Here is a 15,728-nt window from a genome sequence, read left to right as displayed (position 1 = left end):
TACGGTCTTTTCTTCCTATTCTGGCTTATTCTGCAAAGCGTCAGCGGCATTATTTAAGGTCTGTCAGCGTGTTTCCCTTTTCGTCAACAATCTTTGTGACTTCTGCCGCCATCTTCTCTGCTTCTTCCTTTGTCACGCTCCCGGTAATGTTCCCGGCTGCGTCGTAAAGGTTCACTGTTCCGTCTGCGTTGGTTTCCGTTGCGCCCTCCGGCACATTGTCTGTGGCAATAGCCACTTTCTCTGTTGTTGTCACTGGTGCCGTGGTGTTAATCACTACCGTTGCAGCTGGTGTGGCTGTGAGTGCTTCCAGCGGTTCTGCGGTGTTGCTTTCTTTCTCTCCGGCTTTCATGGCATTGTATGCCGTCTGTGCAATGGCTTTCAGCTGGTCTTCTGTGACATTCAGCCCGGCTTCATCAGCAATCTTCTTCAACTGCTCCACAACTGCTGCCATCTTCTCTTCTCCGGTCTTGTCCTTTTTGAACTCTTTTGCCCATTCCACAAACTTTGCTGCCCACTCTGACAGTTCACCCAGCTTGTCTGTGACTGTCTTCGGAATGTTTGGGAAAACGTACTTGCCAAGCAGGAACGCCCCCAGTGTTACGGCAAAATATACAGCTGCATAAATAACTTCATTCATGTTCTTTTCCTCCTGTTGATTATGCAGGCAGCTTCAATGTCTGCCCAGCGTAAATGGTGTTGCTTGTAAGACCGTTCATGGTCTTAATTTCATTGTATCTGGAACCGTCGCCCAGCTGGTTTGCTGCAATAGCCCAAAGGCTGTCACCTCTCTTCACGGTGTATGTACGCACGCCGCTTCCCGGAATTTTGATTTTCTGCCCAACACTAATGACGTTAGGGTTTGCAATTCCGTTGTAGCTTGCTAACTTCTGGTATGTGGTGCCATACTTTGCAGCAATGCCAGAAAGTGTGTCACCTCTCTGCACGGTGTATACCTGTTCCCCGGCTGTTCCCTGTGCAGGCTTTGCAGGTGCCGCAGGCTTTGCAGGTTCGCTGGTTGCTTTCTTTGAGAAGTCCGGCACGCCATAACCTCTGATATAACGCCCGTTGACTTCCAGTGTTCTTCTTCCAACGGCATTGGACTTGTTGCCCTCAACAACTGTGATAGTGTTACCGTTGCAGCTTTCTACAACGCCCACATGGTCTGAACTGCCTGTGCAGTCACCAGCGCCGTTGTCGTCCCAGTCATAATAGATATAGTCGCCCGGTTCCGGCACCTTTGCGTCATTCTCGCACCAGCGCCCCATCTGCTGCCACAACTTAATCTGACGGTCACAGCTGCACTCCGTAGGGATAATATCTGTGTAGCCCGCTTCAATAGCAATCTTTGAACCAAAGGTTGCACACCATGCGTCACGGTATGTCACTTTGTACCCCTGCGCTAACGGCTTGTGGTTGTTGTAGGCGTCAATGATTGCGTGGTGTGCTGCTGTACCCTCTTTCACTCCCACATACGCTGCCGCCCTTGCTGCAAATTTCTTTCTTACTTCTGATACATTCATATTGCTTGTACCTCCATTCTTTTTATTGCTAACGGCTCCGGCTGCGTACTGGTCATAGTATTTCTGCCCATATCCTGCACGCTTTGTCTTCACCGTGTCGCTCTGGTCTGCCGGGCGCTCAAACTGTGTCAGCACTGCATTTGAAGCAGCAATGACGGTCTGTGCGCTCTTTAATACTGACAGTGTGGCTTTGTAGCCTCTGTCAATTCTTTCATAAGGAACCCCATCTGTGTTTCAAGGTCGCCAATAGACTTCCCGGCGGCTTTTGCATATTCCAGCAAAGCGGCTTTTCTGGTGTGGTATGTCCACTGCGCCAGCCCATAGCCTGCGCCGTCCCTTGCAAAGTTTCCATAGCTGCCGTTGTCCACGGCTGCTGTGTAGCTTGCGTCAGTATGCCCCAGCTTCTTTTCATAGCTGTTCTGCAAGTTCTGCGGGTTTAGCCCGCTTTCTGCATATAAGTTCCCCATCAATCCGGCTGCCCCACAACTGGACAGCCCTTTTGATTTCAAAAAATTCCAAATCTTTTCTGGCGTTGTTTTTCCTATTAGTCCCATGTCTTATACCTCCCCGGCGCTACTGCGTCATACTTGAAAAGTCAGACAGCGTGCCGGACAACTCCGGGTATGCAGCTTTGATTTTCAGCAGGTTTTCTGCCTTTGCTTTCCAGCAGTAGAACGCTACTGCGGCAGCAGTTACCCCGCCAACGAACGTCAAAAGGACTGATAACTGGTAAAAATCCTTTGTGACCACTACCCACACGCCCACGGCAAATGCTATGTAATAGGTCGCCAGAATTGAAAAGATAATGATTTTTGTTGCGCTGGTCTTTCGCTCCGGGTGTTCCTGCAACTCTTCTTTTCTCTTCTTTCTGCGCTGTCTGAAATACTGCAAATTCCATAAAAAAAGCACTGCTAATGCCAGTGCAAATCCAATGATAAAAAATATTAAACTTTTCATATTGCTGTTTTTGTACCTCCTATTGTTCTTCTTCCGGCTTTGACAAAGCAAAATCATTTGTGCGCATACACTCTTTGTATATTTCCAGTATGTATTCATGCGCAACGTCAACTTGCCCGTTTGTCAACTTGCGGTCTTTGATGTACTTGTCATACTTTGCCAGTATGTCAATGATATGGTCGAACTCTTCTTTTGTATGGCGTCTGTGATTTATGCAACTGCTTTGAAATTCCAGAATTTCCATACGCCAGCTGTCAACCTTGTGGTCTGTAAAGTCTTTTTGCAGCTGGTCCAGTTGTTCTTTCATGTCGTGGTTCATAAGATTTCCCAGCTGTTTAATCAACCAACGCACGGGCTGTACTTTAATTCCCGGCGTTATGTCAATAACAATCCCAATTCCCGCAAGCCATACAATAGCTTTCTGCACCATTTCCCAGACGTCCGCTGGGTTAAGCGTCTGTATTGCTTCCACTGTCCGTCACCTCCTTTTCTTCTGGCTGCTTGATATAATCATCAGTGCTGCCGTAATATCCGCAGAATAGACCGCATTTGCTGGCTGGCTTCTTCTCCGGTTCTGGATATGGCTTGCCCATTTCCTGCAAGTACAGTTCGTTTAGGCTCTGACGCATACCGTAGCTGTTGAAATGCTGTAATATGCCCCGGTATGAAGCAACGGACCTATCCAGTGTATCTTTGTCAATCTCTCCGGCGTGATATGCTGCAAACATATATTTCAATCTACGTTTCAGCTTCTTTGCCGTCTTCTTGCGCAATTTTACGTGTGTTGACCAAATACGGAAGCCCACAAACTCAATACCCATGCTGGTTGGTCTTATGCAGGTTTTCTTGTTAAGCTGTAAATGCAGCTTGTTTCCCAGAAAGTCCGCAATCTTATTCTTTATCTTTTCCAGATACTTTTTGTCTGGGTGTAAAATTATAATGTCGTCCATATAGCGTATGTAATAATGCAGGTGCAGTTTGTGTTTGCAGAACTGGTCAAGTTCGTTCAAATACAAATTCGCAAACATTTGTGAAGTCAGATTGCCAATAGGCAGCCCAACTTCTCCCAGCAATTCATCAAACGCCACGTCGCCAATGTCGGCACCCAGCGGCAGACCAAAGTTTGTGTCTTCGCAGTTTATTATTACTGACAAGACGTGCAACAAATCTTCATCAGCAATCTTCTTCCGCAAAATGTCCATCAATACTTCATGGTCTATTCTGTAAAAATACTTTGCAATATCCAGTTTCAAATAATAGAAACGCTGCGGTTTCCGGTCAGTCTGTTTCAACCAATCATGCAGGCGGTTGACTGCTTTGTGTGTTCCCCTGCCTACTCTGCAAGCGTAGCTGTCAGAAATGAACTGCTTTTCAAAATATGGGTTCAGCTGGCTATATATAGCGTGCTGCGCCACACGGTCTTTGAATGTTAGTGACATAATCATGCGCTTTTTCGGCTCATAAACATAAAATATGTTGTAGCGTCCCACGGTGTATGTCTGCCAGATAAATTCATTCTGTAATTCAATCAGATTTTCTTCTAACTTATCCGTGTACGCCATTACATCTGGTCTGTACCGTTTGCACTTTATCCCGGCTTTGTACGCATTGAAAAGATTTTCAAAGTCGTAAATCATAGGGAAAATGTTTTTGATTTTGTGCAATTTCTTTTCCCTCCTGTTGTTAAAATCTGCCGTACAAATCAAATTGCGGTTCTTCCGCAACTCAAACGTGATATATACATTCAGCGCCAGTCTTCCCGGCTCTGACTTTCAGCCCTGCGGCTTACTAACTATCTTTACGGCTATTCAATCTTTTTCCTACGGCTCCCGGCTGGCAGCCTTTGGAATGGAAATAAACCCCTTTAACCCAGACGCACTGGACGTGTCCACTTGTGGGCACGACTGCTGGCAGAAATGGGGTGAAGCGGAACGCAAGGACACATTGTTGTTGACGTTAGAACGGGCGTTGTTCAAGTTCAGCGCACCAGCACCGCCGTTGGAAGTGTTGTTGAAACTCGAACCCCGGATAGGCACGGCAAGTCCTCTATTAACGGCTTATTCCCATAATATAAAAAGCAGGTGTTACCCTGCCTTTTACCAGTCTTATTTTGCAGCACTCCCATTCCCGGAAGTGCTGCCGTTCAGTGATTTATAATAGCCGCCCACCATGCAGCCTATTTCATTGATATATCTTGCCATCATTTCATATTTCTTCATCGGCAGACACGGTTTGCCGCTACGTGTGTATTTTGTACTCGCCGCAAGTCTTATCAAATGCCGCAGCACATCAACTTTCGTGTCCAGTTCTCCAAGTGTCGTTTTCTTATAGTGCTTGTTTTCAAGCATTATGACCAATTCCAAAATATCCAGCATGGTTCCGTCTATCTTCTGTGCAAGCCCTCTTTTTGCTCTGGGAAATTCTTCAAGCTGTGGTCCTGCATATTCCAGCATTTCCCACACTTTATTTTTCATTTTGAAGTCTTCCTGTGTGGCGTTATCTCGCACATTGTCCAGCTGCGGCGGTCTTTCTTCTGTTGTGTTTTCCGGCATTTCTTAAACCACCTTTATTGTATTTTTGTAGTATGGGGCTTACTGCCGTAAGCCCCGCAGTTTATCAGTTCCCAGTTTCCAGTTATTCATATAAAGCGGAACGCAAGGACACATTGCTGCCGACGTCAGAACGGGCGTGGTACAAGTTCAGCGCACCAGCACCGCCGTAGGAAGCGTTGCTGAAACCCGAACCGCGGAGAGGCAGTCTTTCGCCGTTATTTCTTGCCCAAAATCTGCCCGGCGTCGTCTGTCCTGCGTCTGGATATAAGCCCGACGCAATCAAAATTTGCGGAATGGTTACGCCGCTTACTGCCTTTGTGTCTTTGAATGGCACGCTTGTGTCATTGCTGTCTGTTGTCTGTGTTGTGACACTTGTGTTGATACGCAGCGTTGCGTCACTCGCACTGGTTCTGTCAATCTTCAAAGTGCCAACCGTTCCCGGTGCAACAAGTGTGCCGTCCGGCTTAATTGCTTTCCACTCTGTACTATTTGCGCCCATGTTGCAGTCAGACTTCATGGCGTTTCCGTATGGGATAATCTGAATTTCACCATCAACAATGCGCATACCAGATACCCACTCCCAGCAGTTGCCGCAAAGGTCAGCAATTCCAGCCGGGCTTCCATCATGGTTCCATGTTACCGGACCGGAACCCGTTGCAGTTCTGCCGCCGCCATGTGAACCGTCAACGTATGTATTTACGCCCTTTTCATACGCTTTTTCATAGCTTCTATCCCAGTTTGTATTGCCCCGTGGTGTAAATCCATTCTTCATGCACCAAAGATTGATAGCGGCAAAAACGCCGTTCTGGTTAAGGTGCCAGCCCTCACCCTTTCTGCGGCACACTGCAAGTGCTGTGTCAAAGTCAATGTATGCTTTAGGGTCTTTCATTGGCAGTGAATATGCACGGTCATTGACTACCACGTTAATATACTTTGATACCCAGATAACTTCTTTTTCTACTCCGTCCACAATCCACCACGGCAATGTTTCCTGTGTTCCTCCGGTGATAATGTCGGAATACTTCATTTTTGGAATACCCACCATAATTGACGGCATACCCAAATCATCAAACTTTACTGCATTGTTGCCCCCAAAGGAAGCAACCGCCATTGCTAAATCATCAAAATTAGACATAATTCTTTATACCTCCAATCCCCAAAGAATAAGCGTGCAAAGTGACATATCAAACGGGATAGGCATTGGAACTTCTTTCGGTTCTCCGTTTTCGTCCTCTCCGTCTTCGATAACATCATAGCGTCTGGCAGGAATAACAATCTGCGCAGCGTACTTCTGCGCACGTCCTCCGGTTCCAATCACCACGCCGTCTTCTTCGTCAATGCAAATGTCCAGTGACACTTCAAAATCTCTTTCACGGCTGGCAAGATTGATTGTTAATTCATCATCACCAAACGTGATTTTTTTACTGCCGGACACTGCATATTCAATATGCGTGCCCGGTGTCTTCTCAACTACATTGATTTTATTAGTAGCCATAATACTTTCTACCTCCATTCTGGTTTCTTACTACCTCGCTGCTTCTGGCTGCGATAACTTCCGCTGCTTCTCTCTGTGCTGCCGTCCCGCTGCCCTGCACGCCAAAAGAACGCATAACGGCTTCTTCGTGTTGTCTGCGTTCCTCTGTCTTAATAATCACACCTGCTGCCATTAGTAAAACCCACCTTTCACATAAATTTTTACGGTCACGCTTTTTGCGCTTCCGGTGTGTGCCATTTTAAAACCATTCAGCAACTTGTCTGTAATAACAATGTCGCCCGGAAAACCGCCCGTGTAGTCCACAATTTCTGTTTCCACGGTGTAGTCCATGTGGTTTCTTTCAGTCTTCAGCGCAACTGACTGCGTGGAATTGTTGAACGGGTACTGCTGCGTATTCTTCAAAGTCACCGTTGCTGTTTCTCCCTGCAAGTCGGCTATTGCCTGCTGGTGGTGGATTGTGGAAAGTGCCATAAGTGCTGCCGTTTCCGTTGCATTGGAAATACCGTTTTCCATGTGGTTGAAGTTGGTTGCGTTCTGCGGTGTGCCCTGCTGAATGATTTCCCCCTCAACTGGTGTGTGCGTGATAGTTCCATCATCATTTCTGCTTTCCGTGTAGCGGTCTTCAAATTCTGTTACGTGGTCCTGCCACAACTTCTGTTCGTACATCTGTTACACCTCCTTTTCTGTAAAATCAAAAGTAAAGCGGTACAAAACACCCTCTTGTACATTGTTAAGCGGAATATTTACCGCTTTGTCAGCCCACAATTTGTTGTTCTTGTTGTAAAGCTGTACCCTCTGCACCGTGGCTGTTCCGCTTACCTGCGGGGTAATCTGTACATATACAGCAACCCTGCCGTCTTTCAGACGTTCCCGGCGGTGTATCACCTTTTTTTCAGAAACGCCGTTGACGGTTACTTTTGCATAGGCAATGATATTGTCAATGAAATCTTTGAAATCATTGATTGCGTCTGTTGTCAACATGGCTTTTCACCTCCTTTATAGCTTCCTGCGGCTTCCGCACGGCTTGACGCCGTATGAAAACCCCATTGCCTGCGTGCTTGTCCCCACGGCGCCGCCCTGTGTCTGCTGCACCGTGCTTCTTTCCGGGACGGTTCCTGCTGCCGGGACTGTGAAGCGGTGTGCTTCCATTCTGTCACTTGCCGTGACCGTGGCACCGCTTGTCTGCCCTCTTGTGTTCCTCTGTGGCTGTTCTCCGGCTTTTATCCGTCCTGCTGGTGTATTTGTATAGCCAAACGTATTCAACGCCGTGTCTGCGTCGATATGCGCCGCCTGCTGTGAAAATACCGTGTTTCTGTATGGCTTTGTGCCTGCTGCTGGTGCCGTGAATATGAAGCCTGCTGCTTCCGTTCCCACAATATAGGTTGCAGCGCCTATCCCGGCTTTTGTGTTTCTCTGTGGGTATGTTCCGGCGTTAAGTCTTCCGGTCAGCGGTGTTTTATATCTGAAATACTCCCCGTGGGTGTATATGACGCCGTGGACCTGTCCTTGATAGGTTAATTCGTCCATGTGTGCAGATAATCTTTTATACATTTTCACTGCCCGGATAATAGCTGCGTAGTCTGCCGTTATTCTCTGGTTGGTCACATCAAGCACAATATGAAAGTGTCCGGGTTCTCCCTCATACTGGAACCACTCTTCCACTTCACTTTCTGGAAATAAGCTGCCCAGCGCTGTTTCAATGGCATATTTTGTGCCCATTTTCTTATGAACCTTGACACTGTTTTTCACTAAATCCCGTTTTGCTTCCAGTGGGTAATTGCAGTCGTACCAGTCAACGTGTAGGTCGTATGCCAAAATGTCCACCAGTTCTTCTGGCAATTCATCAAATCTGGAATATATCAGCACATTGTCAATTATCCCGGAAGCGTCCAGCAGTGCTGCTGCCGTGGCGTTTGCCAGTGCAACCATTTTGGGGTCTTTCTTTAGCGCTTCCGGCAGGCACTCTGAATAATCGGCATTGTAAATTGTTTTAGACATTTTCAATACCTCCATTCAGAACGCTTTTGTTTCCCAGCTTTGCAACCTTTATATCATCAACAACCGTGAATACTGGCTTTCTGACTTCAACACGTTTCACGCCTGCTTCCATCAGCTTTGCTGTTAGGTATGACGGGTTAATATCCCGCCCCATTTTGCTTGTCTGCCATGTCACGTACTCTTCCACTGCCTGTGTTGCTGCCGCCGCAATGACTGTGGCGCTGGCTGCGTCTGGCTGTGGAATATAAAAGGTCACGTCAACGTCAAATGCTACCGTTTCCGGTGCAGATACCGTCACTTTGTCGGTCAGTGGTCTAATGTCGGAAGCGTTCAAGGCGTCTTCAATCTCTTTCAGCACCCCGGACGTTGCCTGCTGTCCATTCTGCAAAAGCACCCGGACGTCTACAACGCAAGGTTCCGGGCTTGTCACTGCCACGTCTGCCACGGCTGGTGATACGCTCTTTGTCCAGTATATGTACCCGTTAATAGGACCCGCCGTGCTGAAACTCTCCATACTCTCACGCATACGCTCATAATAACTGGCGTCGTCCTCTTCTTCTGCGCCGCCGCTGGTTGCCGTGATATTCTCTGCTTTCTGGTAGTAGTCGTATAGGTCAACCAGTTCTTTGACCTGCCCTGCTGCCAGATTGTTTCCAACGTCGCCCGCTGTTGTGCAAATTCCCTCAACGTCCCCGTATGTCTGCCCGGCTTTTATTTCCAGATTTTCTTTTGTTTCAAATAAGATGGCACCATCAAAAGAAATTCTGGTGCCCGCAGGAATAATCACTGATTGTTTCTGTGCTTCTGAAATATAAAAGCGGAACATTGCAGACGCCGGACTTGCTGGCAGTCTTTCCAAGTCCTTGAATAATTCTGCCAAGCTGTCCAAGTATTCACCGTCCGCATAGCGTGGCACGTTCTTTTTTGCTGTTTCATTGATAATGACACGCTGTTGCACAATGATATTTGCAACCCATGCAATAAAAAGTCTTTCCGGTGACGCCGGGTACACCTTGTAGCGTTCACGCCCCGGCACCTGCTGCACCATATTTTCATACAGCGCAATTAGATTGCTTTCTATCGTTTCTGTGTCGGTTTCCACAAAGTCAATGTCTGGGTATTTTCTGTCACTCATTGTCTGTTTCCACCTCCTCCAAATAAATAATAGGTATTGTGCGCCCTGTGGCTGCGTCGTGTTCAAATGTAATGTCTGCAACCTGCGCCCGTGGTTCAAATTCTTCTATCTGGTCGTACAGATAGCCCACCAGTATATTTTCAACTACTGGTTGCGGTCTTCCGTATAGGCTGCCGGGCAATCCAAAATCACGGAACATAGGGCAGGACCCCTGCACCGTGTCCAGAATAACCGCAATATTTTGTATGACTGCTTGATGGTCATTTGCTGGTGCAAGGTCAATTTCTGTCAATAGTGACCCGTCGCCCCTTATCACGTCCATGCTTTATCACCTCTTTGGATATTCTTTCAATGTCACGTCTGCTGTTGCAGCCCAGCAGTTGCCTTTGTTGTCATAGCGTTTCAATGTGCTGCTAACGCCTGTTATCACCCACTTATAGGAACCGTATTTCTTGCCGCCTAAAACCAGTGTTGAAATATTGCCCTTATTGCACATTTTGTTTAATTTCTTAATTTCATTCAGTGGGTTTGTTCCGTGAAATACACTGAACGCCATTTTGAAACTGATTGTTCCGGGTTCCGGTCCCAAAAACTCCAATACGTCACGCTTAATGTGTCTGTCATGCGTTGCGTACTTTGCAGACACTTTCCAGCTTAATTCATCAAAGGTGCGCACGGTATTTTCTGAAACTGAAAAAACCAGACTTCCCAGACTTCCTATTTTTGCCATGCTCTACACCTCCCCAATTATGAAGCCGTCGCCGTCGCCATCTGGAACCATTATGCAAAGTACCATGTCATTGACGCCCGGCGTCCACTCTGTCACAAACGCTTCATGGTTGTGGCTTACTTCTTTTAGCATTTGCCCGTTGTAGTCATATTTCAGTGTTGTTTTTGCTGTCTGCCCCTCTGCTCCGCTTTCCATTGCTGGCACAACGTACACAGGGCGTTTTATAATCCTTAAATCACCGGAAGTGATACCGCCTTTGTCCTTGAACTTCACACGGGCTGTCATTTTGCTGGCGTTCACACTCTGCACGGTGCCAAGCCGCACTATGTTTTTTAACTCTGTCATATCTGCCATCAGTAGCCCTCCAATACCTGTTGCAATTCAATCTGTGTTGTATATCCTCCCGTCAATTTGTGGGTTGCTTTGGTAATCTTGTACTTTCTGTCGAACTTCTGGAAGCCTTTTAATTTGACTGTGGCACCTGCCACCAGCTGCACATCACCAAGCATTGTGAAACTTGCTGTAAACTGCTGTGTGTTCTTTTCACGTAGTCGTTTTTTTGCCAGTTCGTATGCTTCATTTGTGCTTCTGACCTTTTCGTTGACTTCAAGCGTTTGCCCGGTTCCCTCTGTGCTGTCTGCCGTGTATGTGCTTTCAATCGTTTCTTTGCTGTCCGGGTCCGTATATGAAACATGGCAGCTTGTGTATGCTGTATCATGCAGGCTGGTTCCCAGCTTGTATGAAATATAATCACCGCTGCCATATTTTATGGTTTTTATGGGTGGCTTGCTGTCATACTCTGCGGCGTCGTAGATAACCACATTCATTGTGGTTACTTTCAGCGCAAGCCCTGCCGCTTTGCATAATTTCTGTAAAAACACAATGTCTGACGTCTGCACCTGCTCTTTTCTTTTGTACTTCGGTATATTGTCCGCAATGTACATCAGTTTCAAGCTGCTTTCAGACGCTATCTGTTCTGCAATCACTTTCAAATTGGTGTTTTCCCACGCCTTTGATTTTCTTTCTACTCTCATTTTGGAAGTATAAGGAATTGACGTGCCCTTTAGTGTGATTTTTGTTGGCGGTCCGCTGGCGTCTACGCTGTCCAGTTCAAATGTCCCACAGTCCAGCACGGCGTCTTTGCCGTTATCGTGCCAGTTCTTCTGGACAATCGTTGCTGTTATCAATTTAGGGTCAGACACTTTCTTTGTTGTTTCTTTCGTTTCTGTGACCGTCTGTGTTGCTGTACCGCCCGTTGTGATTTTGAAAACCTGCCCCGGATATATTAAGTTAGGGTTTTTAATATTGTTTTCAGAAGCAATCTGCGGGTATTTTGTACCGCTTCCCAGATACTTTTTGGCAATAGCCCAAAGCGTATCACCTTTTTTGACCACATAATTGACAACGCTTGCAGCTTCAACCTGCTTTTGCACCGTCGTTGTGGTCTTAATGAAAGTCGGCTTTACTTCCAGCCAGCTTCCCAGCCACTTTCTTTCTCTATCATCAAACGCAAGCTGCAAATCGTCTGCGTTGTCTTCGTCTTCATCAGTGAAAGTAAGGCTGCTTAAATATTTATTTATATTTGCCGGGACTTTTACGTTTTGGAATTTCAACCGCAGTTCCACCCGGCGTGCCATGTCTTTTGCGCTCATTCTACGTCAGCAGCCCCCTTTTCCACGGTGGCAGTTCCAAGTCTTCTTCGTCTTCCACTTCCGGGATTGTTAATACAACCCCGGCAGGGAAAACGTAGGTGCTGGCGTACTTGACATTGGCTTTCATCAGCTTATCTGTATGCAGGACACTTCCCATTTGTTCAAATGCTATCTTGTCCCACATATCCCCAGATATTGTTGTGTAGCTTTTAGTCATATTTCTGCCGCTTCTCCTTGTCTTCTTTTTCGTCCAGCAGGTCTTCAACGTCACGCAGCAACTTTCTGTTGTTCTCTTCCAGTTTTGCGTCCAAGTCTTCCGGCTTGTCCCCGTTGATAACTATTGTCGGACTGTTGTTTATAGTTACGTTGTTTGCACTTCCACCGCCACTTCCTGCGCCTGCTGTTACCTCTGGCGCTGTGTTGTAGTTATTCACCGTCTGCGGTGCTGTTGTGGTCTGTGCTGTTGGCGCTACCGCTGCCGCTGTTGTGGCTGCTGTATTCTGTGCAGCCAGAATGTTTCTTGTCTGGTCCGCTGTAAACACCGTGCGCCCCGGTGCGTTCGTGATTAACTCCGGTCCCGCTTCACCAGCAATGAACGTGTCTGGTGTGTTTTTTGAACCTTTCGCCAGCATAGGTATTTCAGATATGTTTATACCTTTTCCACCTACACCCGGCACCCAGTCTGGCACTTTTACTTTGTTCAATCCACGTATAACCGTGTTGACCGCAGATATAATGCCGTTGATAACTCCCGTACACACTGACTTGATACCCTGCCAAATTCCAGAAAATATTTGCTTTATGCCCTCCCAAGCCTGCCGCCAGTTCCCGGAAAATACACCAGTTATGAAAGTGATAATTCCATTCAGTACGGTTGCAATTCCAGAAATTACACCGGAAATTGCTTGAACTCCGCTTTGTACGATAGACTGGATTGTTGGCATTGCAAATTGTATTGCTGCTAAAATTCCTTGAATTATTGGTGAAACTATGTTCCAGATTGTCGTCAGTGCTGTTTGTATCGCAGGTAAAAGCGTTTGCAATACGTTTGTCACCACTGGCAAAATTGCTTGAATTGCTGCGGAAATTGCCGGAAGCACCGTGCTACAAATAAAGCTGAATAATTCTGAAATAATCGGCAAAACATAAGTTGAAATGAATGTGATTATTTCTGAAATAATCGGCATAAGACCAGCAATGAAACTTCCTATCACCGGAATAATTGCACCGATAAAATCAGCAATGCTTTGTATAATCTGCATAATGGTTGGGGCTGCCGCTTGAATAAAACTAACAATCCCCGGTATTACCTGTGTAACAATTACCTGCAATACCTGTTCTGCAACTGGCACAACGTATGTGGTTATAAAGCCCACAACCTCTGAAACTGCGTTCTTTACTGTTCCCAGCACATTTACAAACGTATCAAAGACTGCTGCGCCTTTATCTCCGAATAATTCTTGTATCTTGTCACGGGCTGCGCCTATGTTCCCATCAGAAAACACATTCTTTATGGTGTCGCCTATGTTGGTAATGACTGAAACAATCTTGTCAAAGACTGCCAGTGCTTCATCACCAAAAGTCCGCTGTATAAATCCCCTTATCTCTTCAAGATGGTTCTTTACAAGCTGTATTACTGTAATAATTGTTGTGATAACGCCCACAACCGGCAGTATCTTTCCTGCAATACCTCCAAGCGGTCCCAGTGCTGTTTTTGCAAGGTTCCCAATAGGACCCAGCACCGTTTTTACCGCATTTCCCAGCGGTGCAATCAGTGTTGTTGCCTTGCTAAATGCTCCGGTAATTCCCTTTGTTATGAAGCCGCCTACTTTTCCAAGTGGCTGTTTGCAATCGCACTGCCTACCGTTCCAAGTATCGGACCCAGCTTGCCGCCAATCAACGAAAATGGTTTCAGCATAAGTCCCAGCATTTTTGTTCCGGCTCCTGTCAATGCTCCGCTTGCTTTTCCTGCAATTTCTAAAAAGCCGCTGACAATGGACTGTTTCACGCCGCCCATAAAGCCTGTTACTGCTCCAACAACTCTGTTGCCACTAAATATATTACCTATTGCAGAACCTACGCCGCCCATAGCGCCTTTTACATTGCCAAAGTATGACAATATACCGCTTCCAGCTGTTTTCAGCTTTTCCGCAAAACTTACGCTTGTTGCTGCGTTTTCAATAAATCCGGCACGCAGTCCCAGCAGTTTTTTTGCCAGTGACAATATGCCGTCTTGTGCTGATAATGTAACCAGCTTTGTTGTCAACATTCCCACTTTCAATGCCGCCAGCCCTGCCGCTACCTTTAGGGCTGTTTGCACCAATTTTGGGTTTGCTGCTGCAAATTCTGAAACTTTAGTGACCACCACCGCCACTTTGTCTGCCAAATTTCCTACAATCGGCAGTAAGTTTTGACCAAGAACAATACCCAAGTTTGCTATACTGTTCTTTGCCTTTTCCATTTTGGCTTCTGTGGCGTCTTCCATTTTGGCAAATGCGCTGTCTGTTGCCCCAACGCTGTTTACCATGTCTTGTACGCTTGAATTGAAGCCGTCAACTCCGTTTGACAGAAGCGACATTGCCGCTTTTCCGGCTTCTGAACTGCTGAACATATCAGATAGGGCAAGACCAGACTTGCTGGCTTCTTCCTGTATACCCCCCAGAATTTCCCCAAGCGATTTACCGCTTGCCATCAATTCTGCAAAGCTGCCGCCCATCTTCTGCCGCAATAGCTTGTCTGTCGTACTTCCAGACTTTGACAACTCATTTAACATACTGTTCATGTATGTTGTCGTTTCTGCGGCTGCAATACCTTTGCTGGTCATTATTGCATATCCGGCGCATAGCTGTTCCAGTGAAACATTGCTGGCGTTTGCAGTTGGTATGATTTTACCCATACTGCTTGCCAGTTCTCCTACTGTCACTTTACCTTTGTTCTGCGTCTGTACCAGCATATCTGATACCGTGCTTACTTTGTCCGCACTCATGCCGTATGCGTTCAATACGGTTGTTAATACGTCCAGCGTTTGCGAACTTTCCGCAAATCCGGCTTTTGCTAACTTCGTACTGTTTGTAACAAAGTTTACGGCGTCACCTGTCTTCTGTCCGGCAGATATAGCGTTGTACACATCATCAGCAATGGCATTGGCTGCAATTCCTGTCTTGTTTGACAGTTCCATTATCTGTTGTGACAATGTGCCCAGTGGGACTTCCTGCGTATCTGCAATGGTTCCCACCTTTGCTATTGCTTTTTCGTACTGCTGCGCTGCCTGCACGGGTCCTGCATACACTGCGGCGGCTACGGCACTAATTGCGCCAATAGTTCCCAGCAGTTGCCCTTTTGTCTTTGAAATGCTCTGTTCTACCTGCTGTTGCTTGTCATTCAGTTTTTGCAACGTCTGCTGTGAAGTTTGCAGCTTTTCATAAGACTTTTGCAGTCTTCCGTTGGCTTCTTCCAGATTATCCGTATTTACTCCGGCTGCTTTCAGTTCGTCGGCATAACTGTTTAATTGTTTTTCCTGTTCTTCGATTTTGGCAGTGGTCTGTTGTATCTGGTTTTCATTCTTTTCAAGCTTCTTCCGCAGTGCTTCTGTGGGTTCGCCTGTCTGCTGCAATTCCTGCTGTAATCGGTCATGCTCTGCGTTAAGCTGCGCCAGCCGTTCTTTGTTCTTATCAATAGCGGCAGACTGC

General features: G+C 46.6%; 21 protein-coding genes and 1 pseudogene. All 22 read right to left on the bottom strand.

The genetic code is table 11. From position 1 onward, the window contains the following. Window positions 1-49: 49 nt before the first annotated feature. The 22 genes and pseudogenes from DW085_RS08635 to DW085_RS08535 all read right to left on the bottom strand — a co-directional run bounded on the left by DW085_RS08635 (window position 50) and on the right by DW085_RS08535 (window position 15,652). Complete coding sequence (locus DW085_RS08635) at window positions 50-637, bottom strand: phage holin, LLH family (RefSeq protein WP_118492270.1); 588 nt, start codon at window positions 635-637, stop codon at window positions 50-52. Between the two features lie 19 nt (window positions 638-656). Further along, on the bottom strand, window positions 657-1,613 hold the full coding sequence (locus DW085_RS08630) for a LysM peptidoglycan-binding domain-containing protein (protein ID WP_243033981.1): 957 nt from the start codon (window positions 1,611-1,613) through the stop codon (window positions 657-659). Window positions 1,614-1,690: 77 nt separating this feature from the next. Continuing rightward, window positions 1,691-2,074 carry a phage tail tip lysozyme gene (locus DW085_RS08625; protein ID WP_118492268.1) on the bottom strand — a complete coding sequence of 128 codons (384 nt, stop codon included), beginning with the start codon at window positions 2,072-2,074 and terminating at the stop codon, window positions 1,691-1,693. Window positions 2,075-2,093: 19 nt separating this feature from the next. After that, window positions 2,094-2,477: a hypothetical protein gene (locus DW085_RS08620; RefSeq protein WP_069431176.1), complete on the bottom strand. Its 384-nt coding sequence runs from the start codon at window positions 2,475-2,477 to the stop codon at window positions 2,094-2,096. A gap of 19 nt (window positions 2,478-2,496) precedes the next feature. Then, the gene (locus DW085_RS08615; RefSeq protein WP_118492266.1) at window positions 2,497-2,949 is read right to left on the bottom strand and encodes a hypothetical protein; all 453 of its coding nucleotides are present in this window, start codon (window positions 2,947-2,949) and stop codon (window positions 2,497-2,499) included. After that, complete coding sequence (locus DW085_RS08610) at window positions 2,927-4,141, bottom strand: reverse transcriptase/maturase family protein (protein ID WP_118492264.1); 1,215 nt, start codon at window positions 4,139-4,141, stop codon at window positions 2,927-2,929. The genes DW085_RS08615 and DW085_RS08610 overlap by 23 nt, the downstream gene beginning before the upstream one ends. A gap of 441 nt (window positions 4,142-4,582) precedes the next feature. Then, window positions 4,583-5,029 carry a four helix bundle protein gene (locus DW085_RS08605; protein WP_081338262.1) on the bottom strand — a complete coding sequence of 149 codons (447 nt, stop codon included), beginning with the start codon at window positions 5,027-5,029 and terminating at the stop codon, window positions 4,583-4,585. An 82-nt stretch (window positions 5,030-5,111) separates the two neighbouring features. Then, entirely contained in the window at window positions 5,112-6,164 is a 1,053-nt protein-coding gene (locus DW085_RS08600) for a hypothetical protein (RefSeq protein WP_118492262.1), read from the bottom strand. Between the two features lie 6 nt (window positions 6,165-6,170). Next, window positions 6,171-6,524: a hypothetical protein gene (locus DW085_RS08595; protein ID WP_118492261.1), complete on the bottom strand. Its 354-nt coding sequence runs from the start codon at window positions 6,522-6,524 to the stop codon at window positions 6,171-6,173. Then, complete coding sequence (locus tag DW085_RS08590) at window positions 6,514-6,696, bottom strand: hypothetical protein (protein WP_055285858.1); 183 nt, start codon at window positions 6,694-6,696, stop codon at window positions 6,514-6,516. The genes DW085_RS08595 and DW085_RS08590 overlap by 11 nt, the downstream gene beginning before the upstream one ends. Continuing rightward, window positions 6,696-7,190 carry a hypothetical protein gene (locus tag DW085_RS08585; protein ID WP_055285860.1) on the bottom strand — a complete coding sequence of 165 codons (495 nt, stop codon included), beginning with the start codon at window positions 7,188-7,190 and terminating at the stop codon, window positions 6,696-6,698. Before DW085_RS08585 ends, DW085_RS08590 begins: the two co-directional genes overlap by 1 nt. Before the next feature lie 3 nt (window positions 7,191-7,193). After that, window positions 7,194-7,505 (bottom strand): hypothetical protein, encoded by a 312-nt coding sequence (locus DW085_RS08580; protein ID WP_055285863.1) that lies wholly within the window; start codon window positions 7,503-7,505, stop codon window positions 7,194-7,196. 15 nt (window positions 7,506-7,520) lie between these two features. After that, the gene (locus DW085_RS08575) at window positions 7,521-8,522 is read right to left on the bottom strand and encodes a phage tail protein I (protein WP_182430843.1); all 1,002 of its coding nucleotides are present in this window, start codon (window positions 8,520-8,522) and stop codon (window positions 7,521-7,523) included. Continuing rightward, window positions 8,515-9,657: a baseplate J/gp47 family protein gene (locus tag DW085_RS08570; RefSeq protein WP_117471695.1), complete on the bottom strand. Its 1,143-nt coding sequence runs from the start codon at window positions 9,655-9,657 to the stop codon at window positions 8,515-8,517. The genes DW085_RS08575 and DW085_RS08570 overlap by 8 nt, the downstream gene beginning before the upstream one ends. Continuing rightward, the gene (locus tag DW085_RS08565) at window positions 9,650-9,979 is read right to left on the bottom strand and encodes a hypothetical protein (RefSeq protein ID WP_055285869.1); all 330 of its coding nucleotides are present in this window, start codon (window positions 9,977-9,979) and stop codon (window positions 9,650-9,652) included. Before DW085_RS08565 ends, DW085_RS08570 begins: the two co-directional genes overlap by 8 nt. Window positions 9,980-9,985: 6 nt before the next feature. Continuing rightward, a complete protein-coding gene (locus tag DW085_RS08560; RefSeq protein WP_055285871.1) occupies window positions 9,986-10,387 on the bottom strand; it encodes a phage tail protein in 402 nt (133 codons plus the stop codon). A 3-nt stretch (window positions 10,388-10,390) separates the two neighbouring features. Continuing rightward, the gene (locus DW085_RS08555) at window positions 10,391-10,741 is read right to left on the bottom strand and encodes a hypothetical protein (RefSeq protein ID WP_117469249.1); all 351 of its coding nucleotides are present in this window, start codon (window positions 10,739-10,741) and stop codon (window positions 10,391-10,393) included. Further along, window positions 10,741-11,520, bottom strand: a complete 780-nt coding sequence (locus DW085_RS20520; RefSeq protein ID WP_347475041.1) for a contractile injection system protein, VgrG/Pvc8 family — start codon at window positions 11,518-11,520, stop codon at window positions 10,741-10,743. The genes DW085_RS08555 and DW085_RS20520 overlap by 1 nt, the downstream gene beginning before the upstream one ends. Window positions 11,521-11,646: 126 nt before the next feature. Further along, window positions 11,647-11,784 (bottom strand): annotated as a pseudogene (locus DW085_RS20515) (LysM peptidoglycan-binding domain-containing protein); the annotation flags it as partial. A gap of 256 nt (window positions 11,785-12,040) precedes the next feature. Next, window positions 12,041-12,256: a tail protein X gene (locus DW085_RS08545; protein ID WP_069431167.1), complete on the bottom strand. Its 216-nt coding sequence runs from the start codon at window positions 12,254-12,256 to the stop codon at window positions 12,041-12,043. Next, the gene (locus DW085_RS08540) at window positions 12,249-13,781 is read right to left on the bottom strand and encodes a hypothetical protein (RefSeq protein WP_118492255.1); all 1,533 of its coding nucleotides are present in this window, start codon (window positions 13,779-13,781) and stop codon (window positions 12,249-12,251) included. The genes DW085_RS08545 and DW085_RS08540 overlap by 8 nt, the downstream gene beginning before the upstream one ends. 83 nt (window positions 13,782-13,864) lie before the next feature. Continuing rightward, complete coding sequence (locus tag DW085_RS08535; protein ID WP_243033980.1) at window positions 13,865-15,652, bottom strand: phage tail tape measure protein; 1,788 nt, start codon at window positions 15,650-15,652, stop codon at window positions 13,865-13,867. Between the last annotated feature and the right edge of the window lie 76 nt (window positions 15,653-15,728).

It is taken from the genome of Clostridium sp. AF50-3 (genome assembly GCF_003477445.1).
In the GTDB taxonomy this organism is placed as follows: domain Bacteria; phylum Bacillota; class Clostridia; order Lachnospirales; family Lachnospiraceae; genus Otoolea; species Otoolea fessa.
This window is presented reverse-complemented; position numbering and strand designations above follow the sequence as displayed.

Coding starts and splice junctions, on each gene's coding strand:
- DW085_RS08635 (WP_118492270.1), bottom strand. CDS start 637: ATGAATGAAGTTATTTATGCAGCTGTATATTTTGCCGTAACACTGGGG.
- DW085_RS08625 (WP_118492268.1), bottom strand. CDS start 2,074: ATGGGACTAATAGGAAAAACAACGCCAGAAAAGATTTGGAATTTTTTG.
- DW085_RS08620 (WP_069431176.1), bottom strand. CDS start 2,477: ATGAAAAGTTTAATATTTTTTATCATTGGATTTGCACTGGCATTAGCA.
- DW085_RS08605 (WP_081338262.1), bottom strand. CDS start 5,029: ATGCCGGAAAACACAACAGAAGAAAGACCGCCGCAGCTGGACAATGTG.
- DW085_RS08600 (WP_118492262.1), bottom strand. CDS start 6,164: ATGTCTAATTTTGATGATTTAGCAATGGCGGTTGCTTCCTTTGGGGGC.
- DW085_RS08595 (WP_118492261.1), bottom strand. CDS start 6,524: ATGGCTACTAATAAAATCAATGTAGTTGAGAAGACACCGGGCACGCAT.
- DW085_RS08590 (WP_055285858.1), bottom strand. CDS start 6,696: ATGGCAGCAGGTGTGATTATTAAGACAGAGGAACGCAGACAACACGAA.
- DW085_RS08585 (WP_055285860.1), bottom strand. CDS start 7,190: ATGTACGAACAGAAGTTGTGGCAGGACCACGTAACAGAATTTGAAGAC.
- DW085_RS08580 (WP_055285863.1), bottom strand. CDS start 7,505: ATGTTGACAACAGACGCAATCAATGATTTCAAAGATTTCATTGACAAT.
- DW085_RS08575 (WP_182430843.1), bottom strand. CDS start 8,522: ATGTCTAAAACAATTTACAATGCCGATTATTCAGAGTGCCTGCCGGAA.
- DW085_RS08570 (WP_117471695.1), bottom strand. CDS start 9,657: ATGAGTGACAGAAAATACCCAGACATTGACTTTGTGGAAACCGACACA.
- DW085_RS08565 (WP_055285869.1), bottom strand. CDS start 9,979: ATGGACGTGATAAGGGGCGACGGGTCACTATTGACAGAAATTGACCTT.
- DW085_RS08560 (WP_055285871.1), bottom strand. CDS start 10,387: ATGGCAAAAATAGGAAGTCTGGGAAGTCTGGTTTTTTCAGTTTCAGAA.
- DW085_RS08555 (WP_117469249.1), bottom strand. CDS start 10,741: ATGGCAGATATGACAGAGTTAAAAAACATAGTGCGGCTTGGCACCGTG.
- DW085_RS08545 (WP_069431167.1), bottom strand. CDS start 12,256: ATGACTAAAAGCTACACAACAATATCTGGGGATATGTGGGACAAGATA.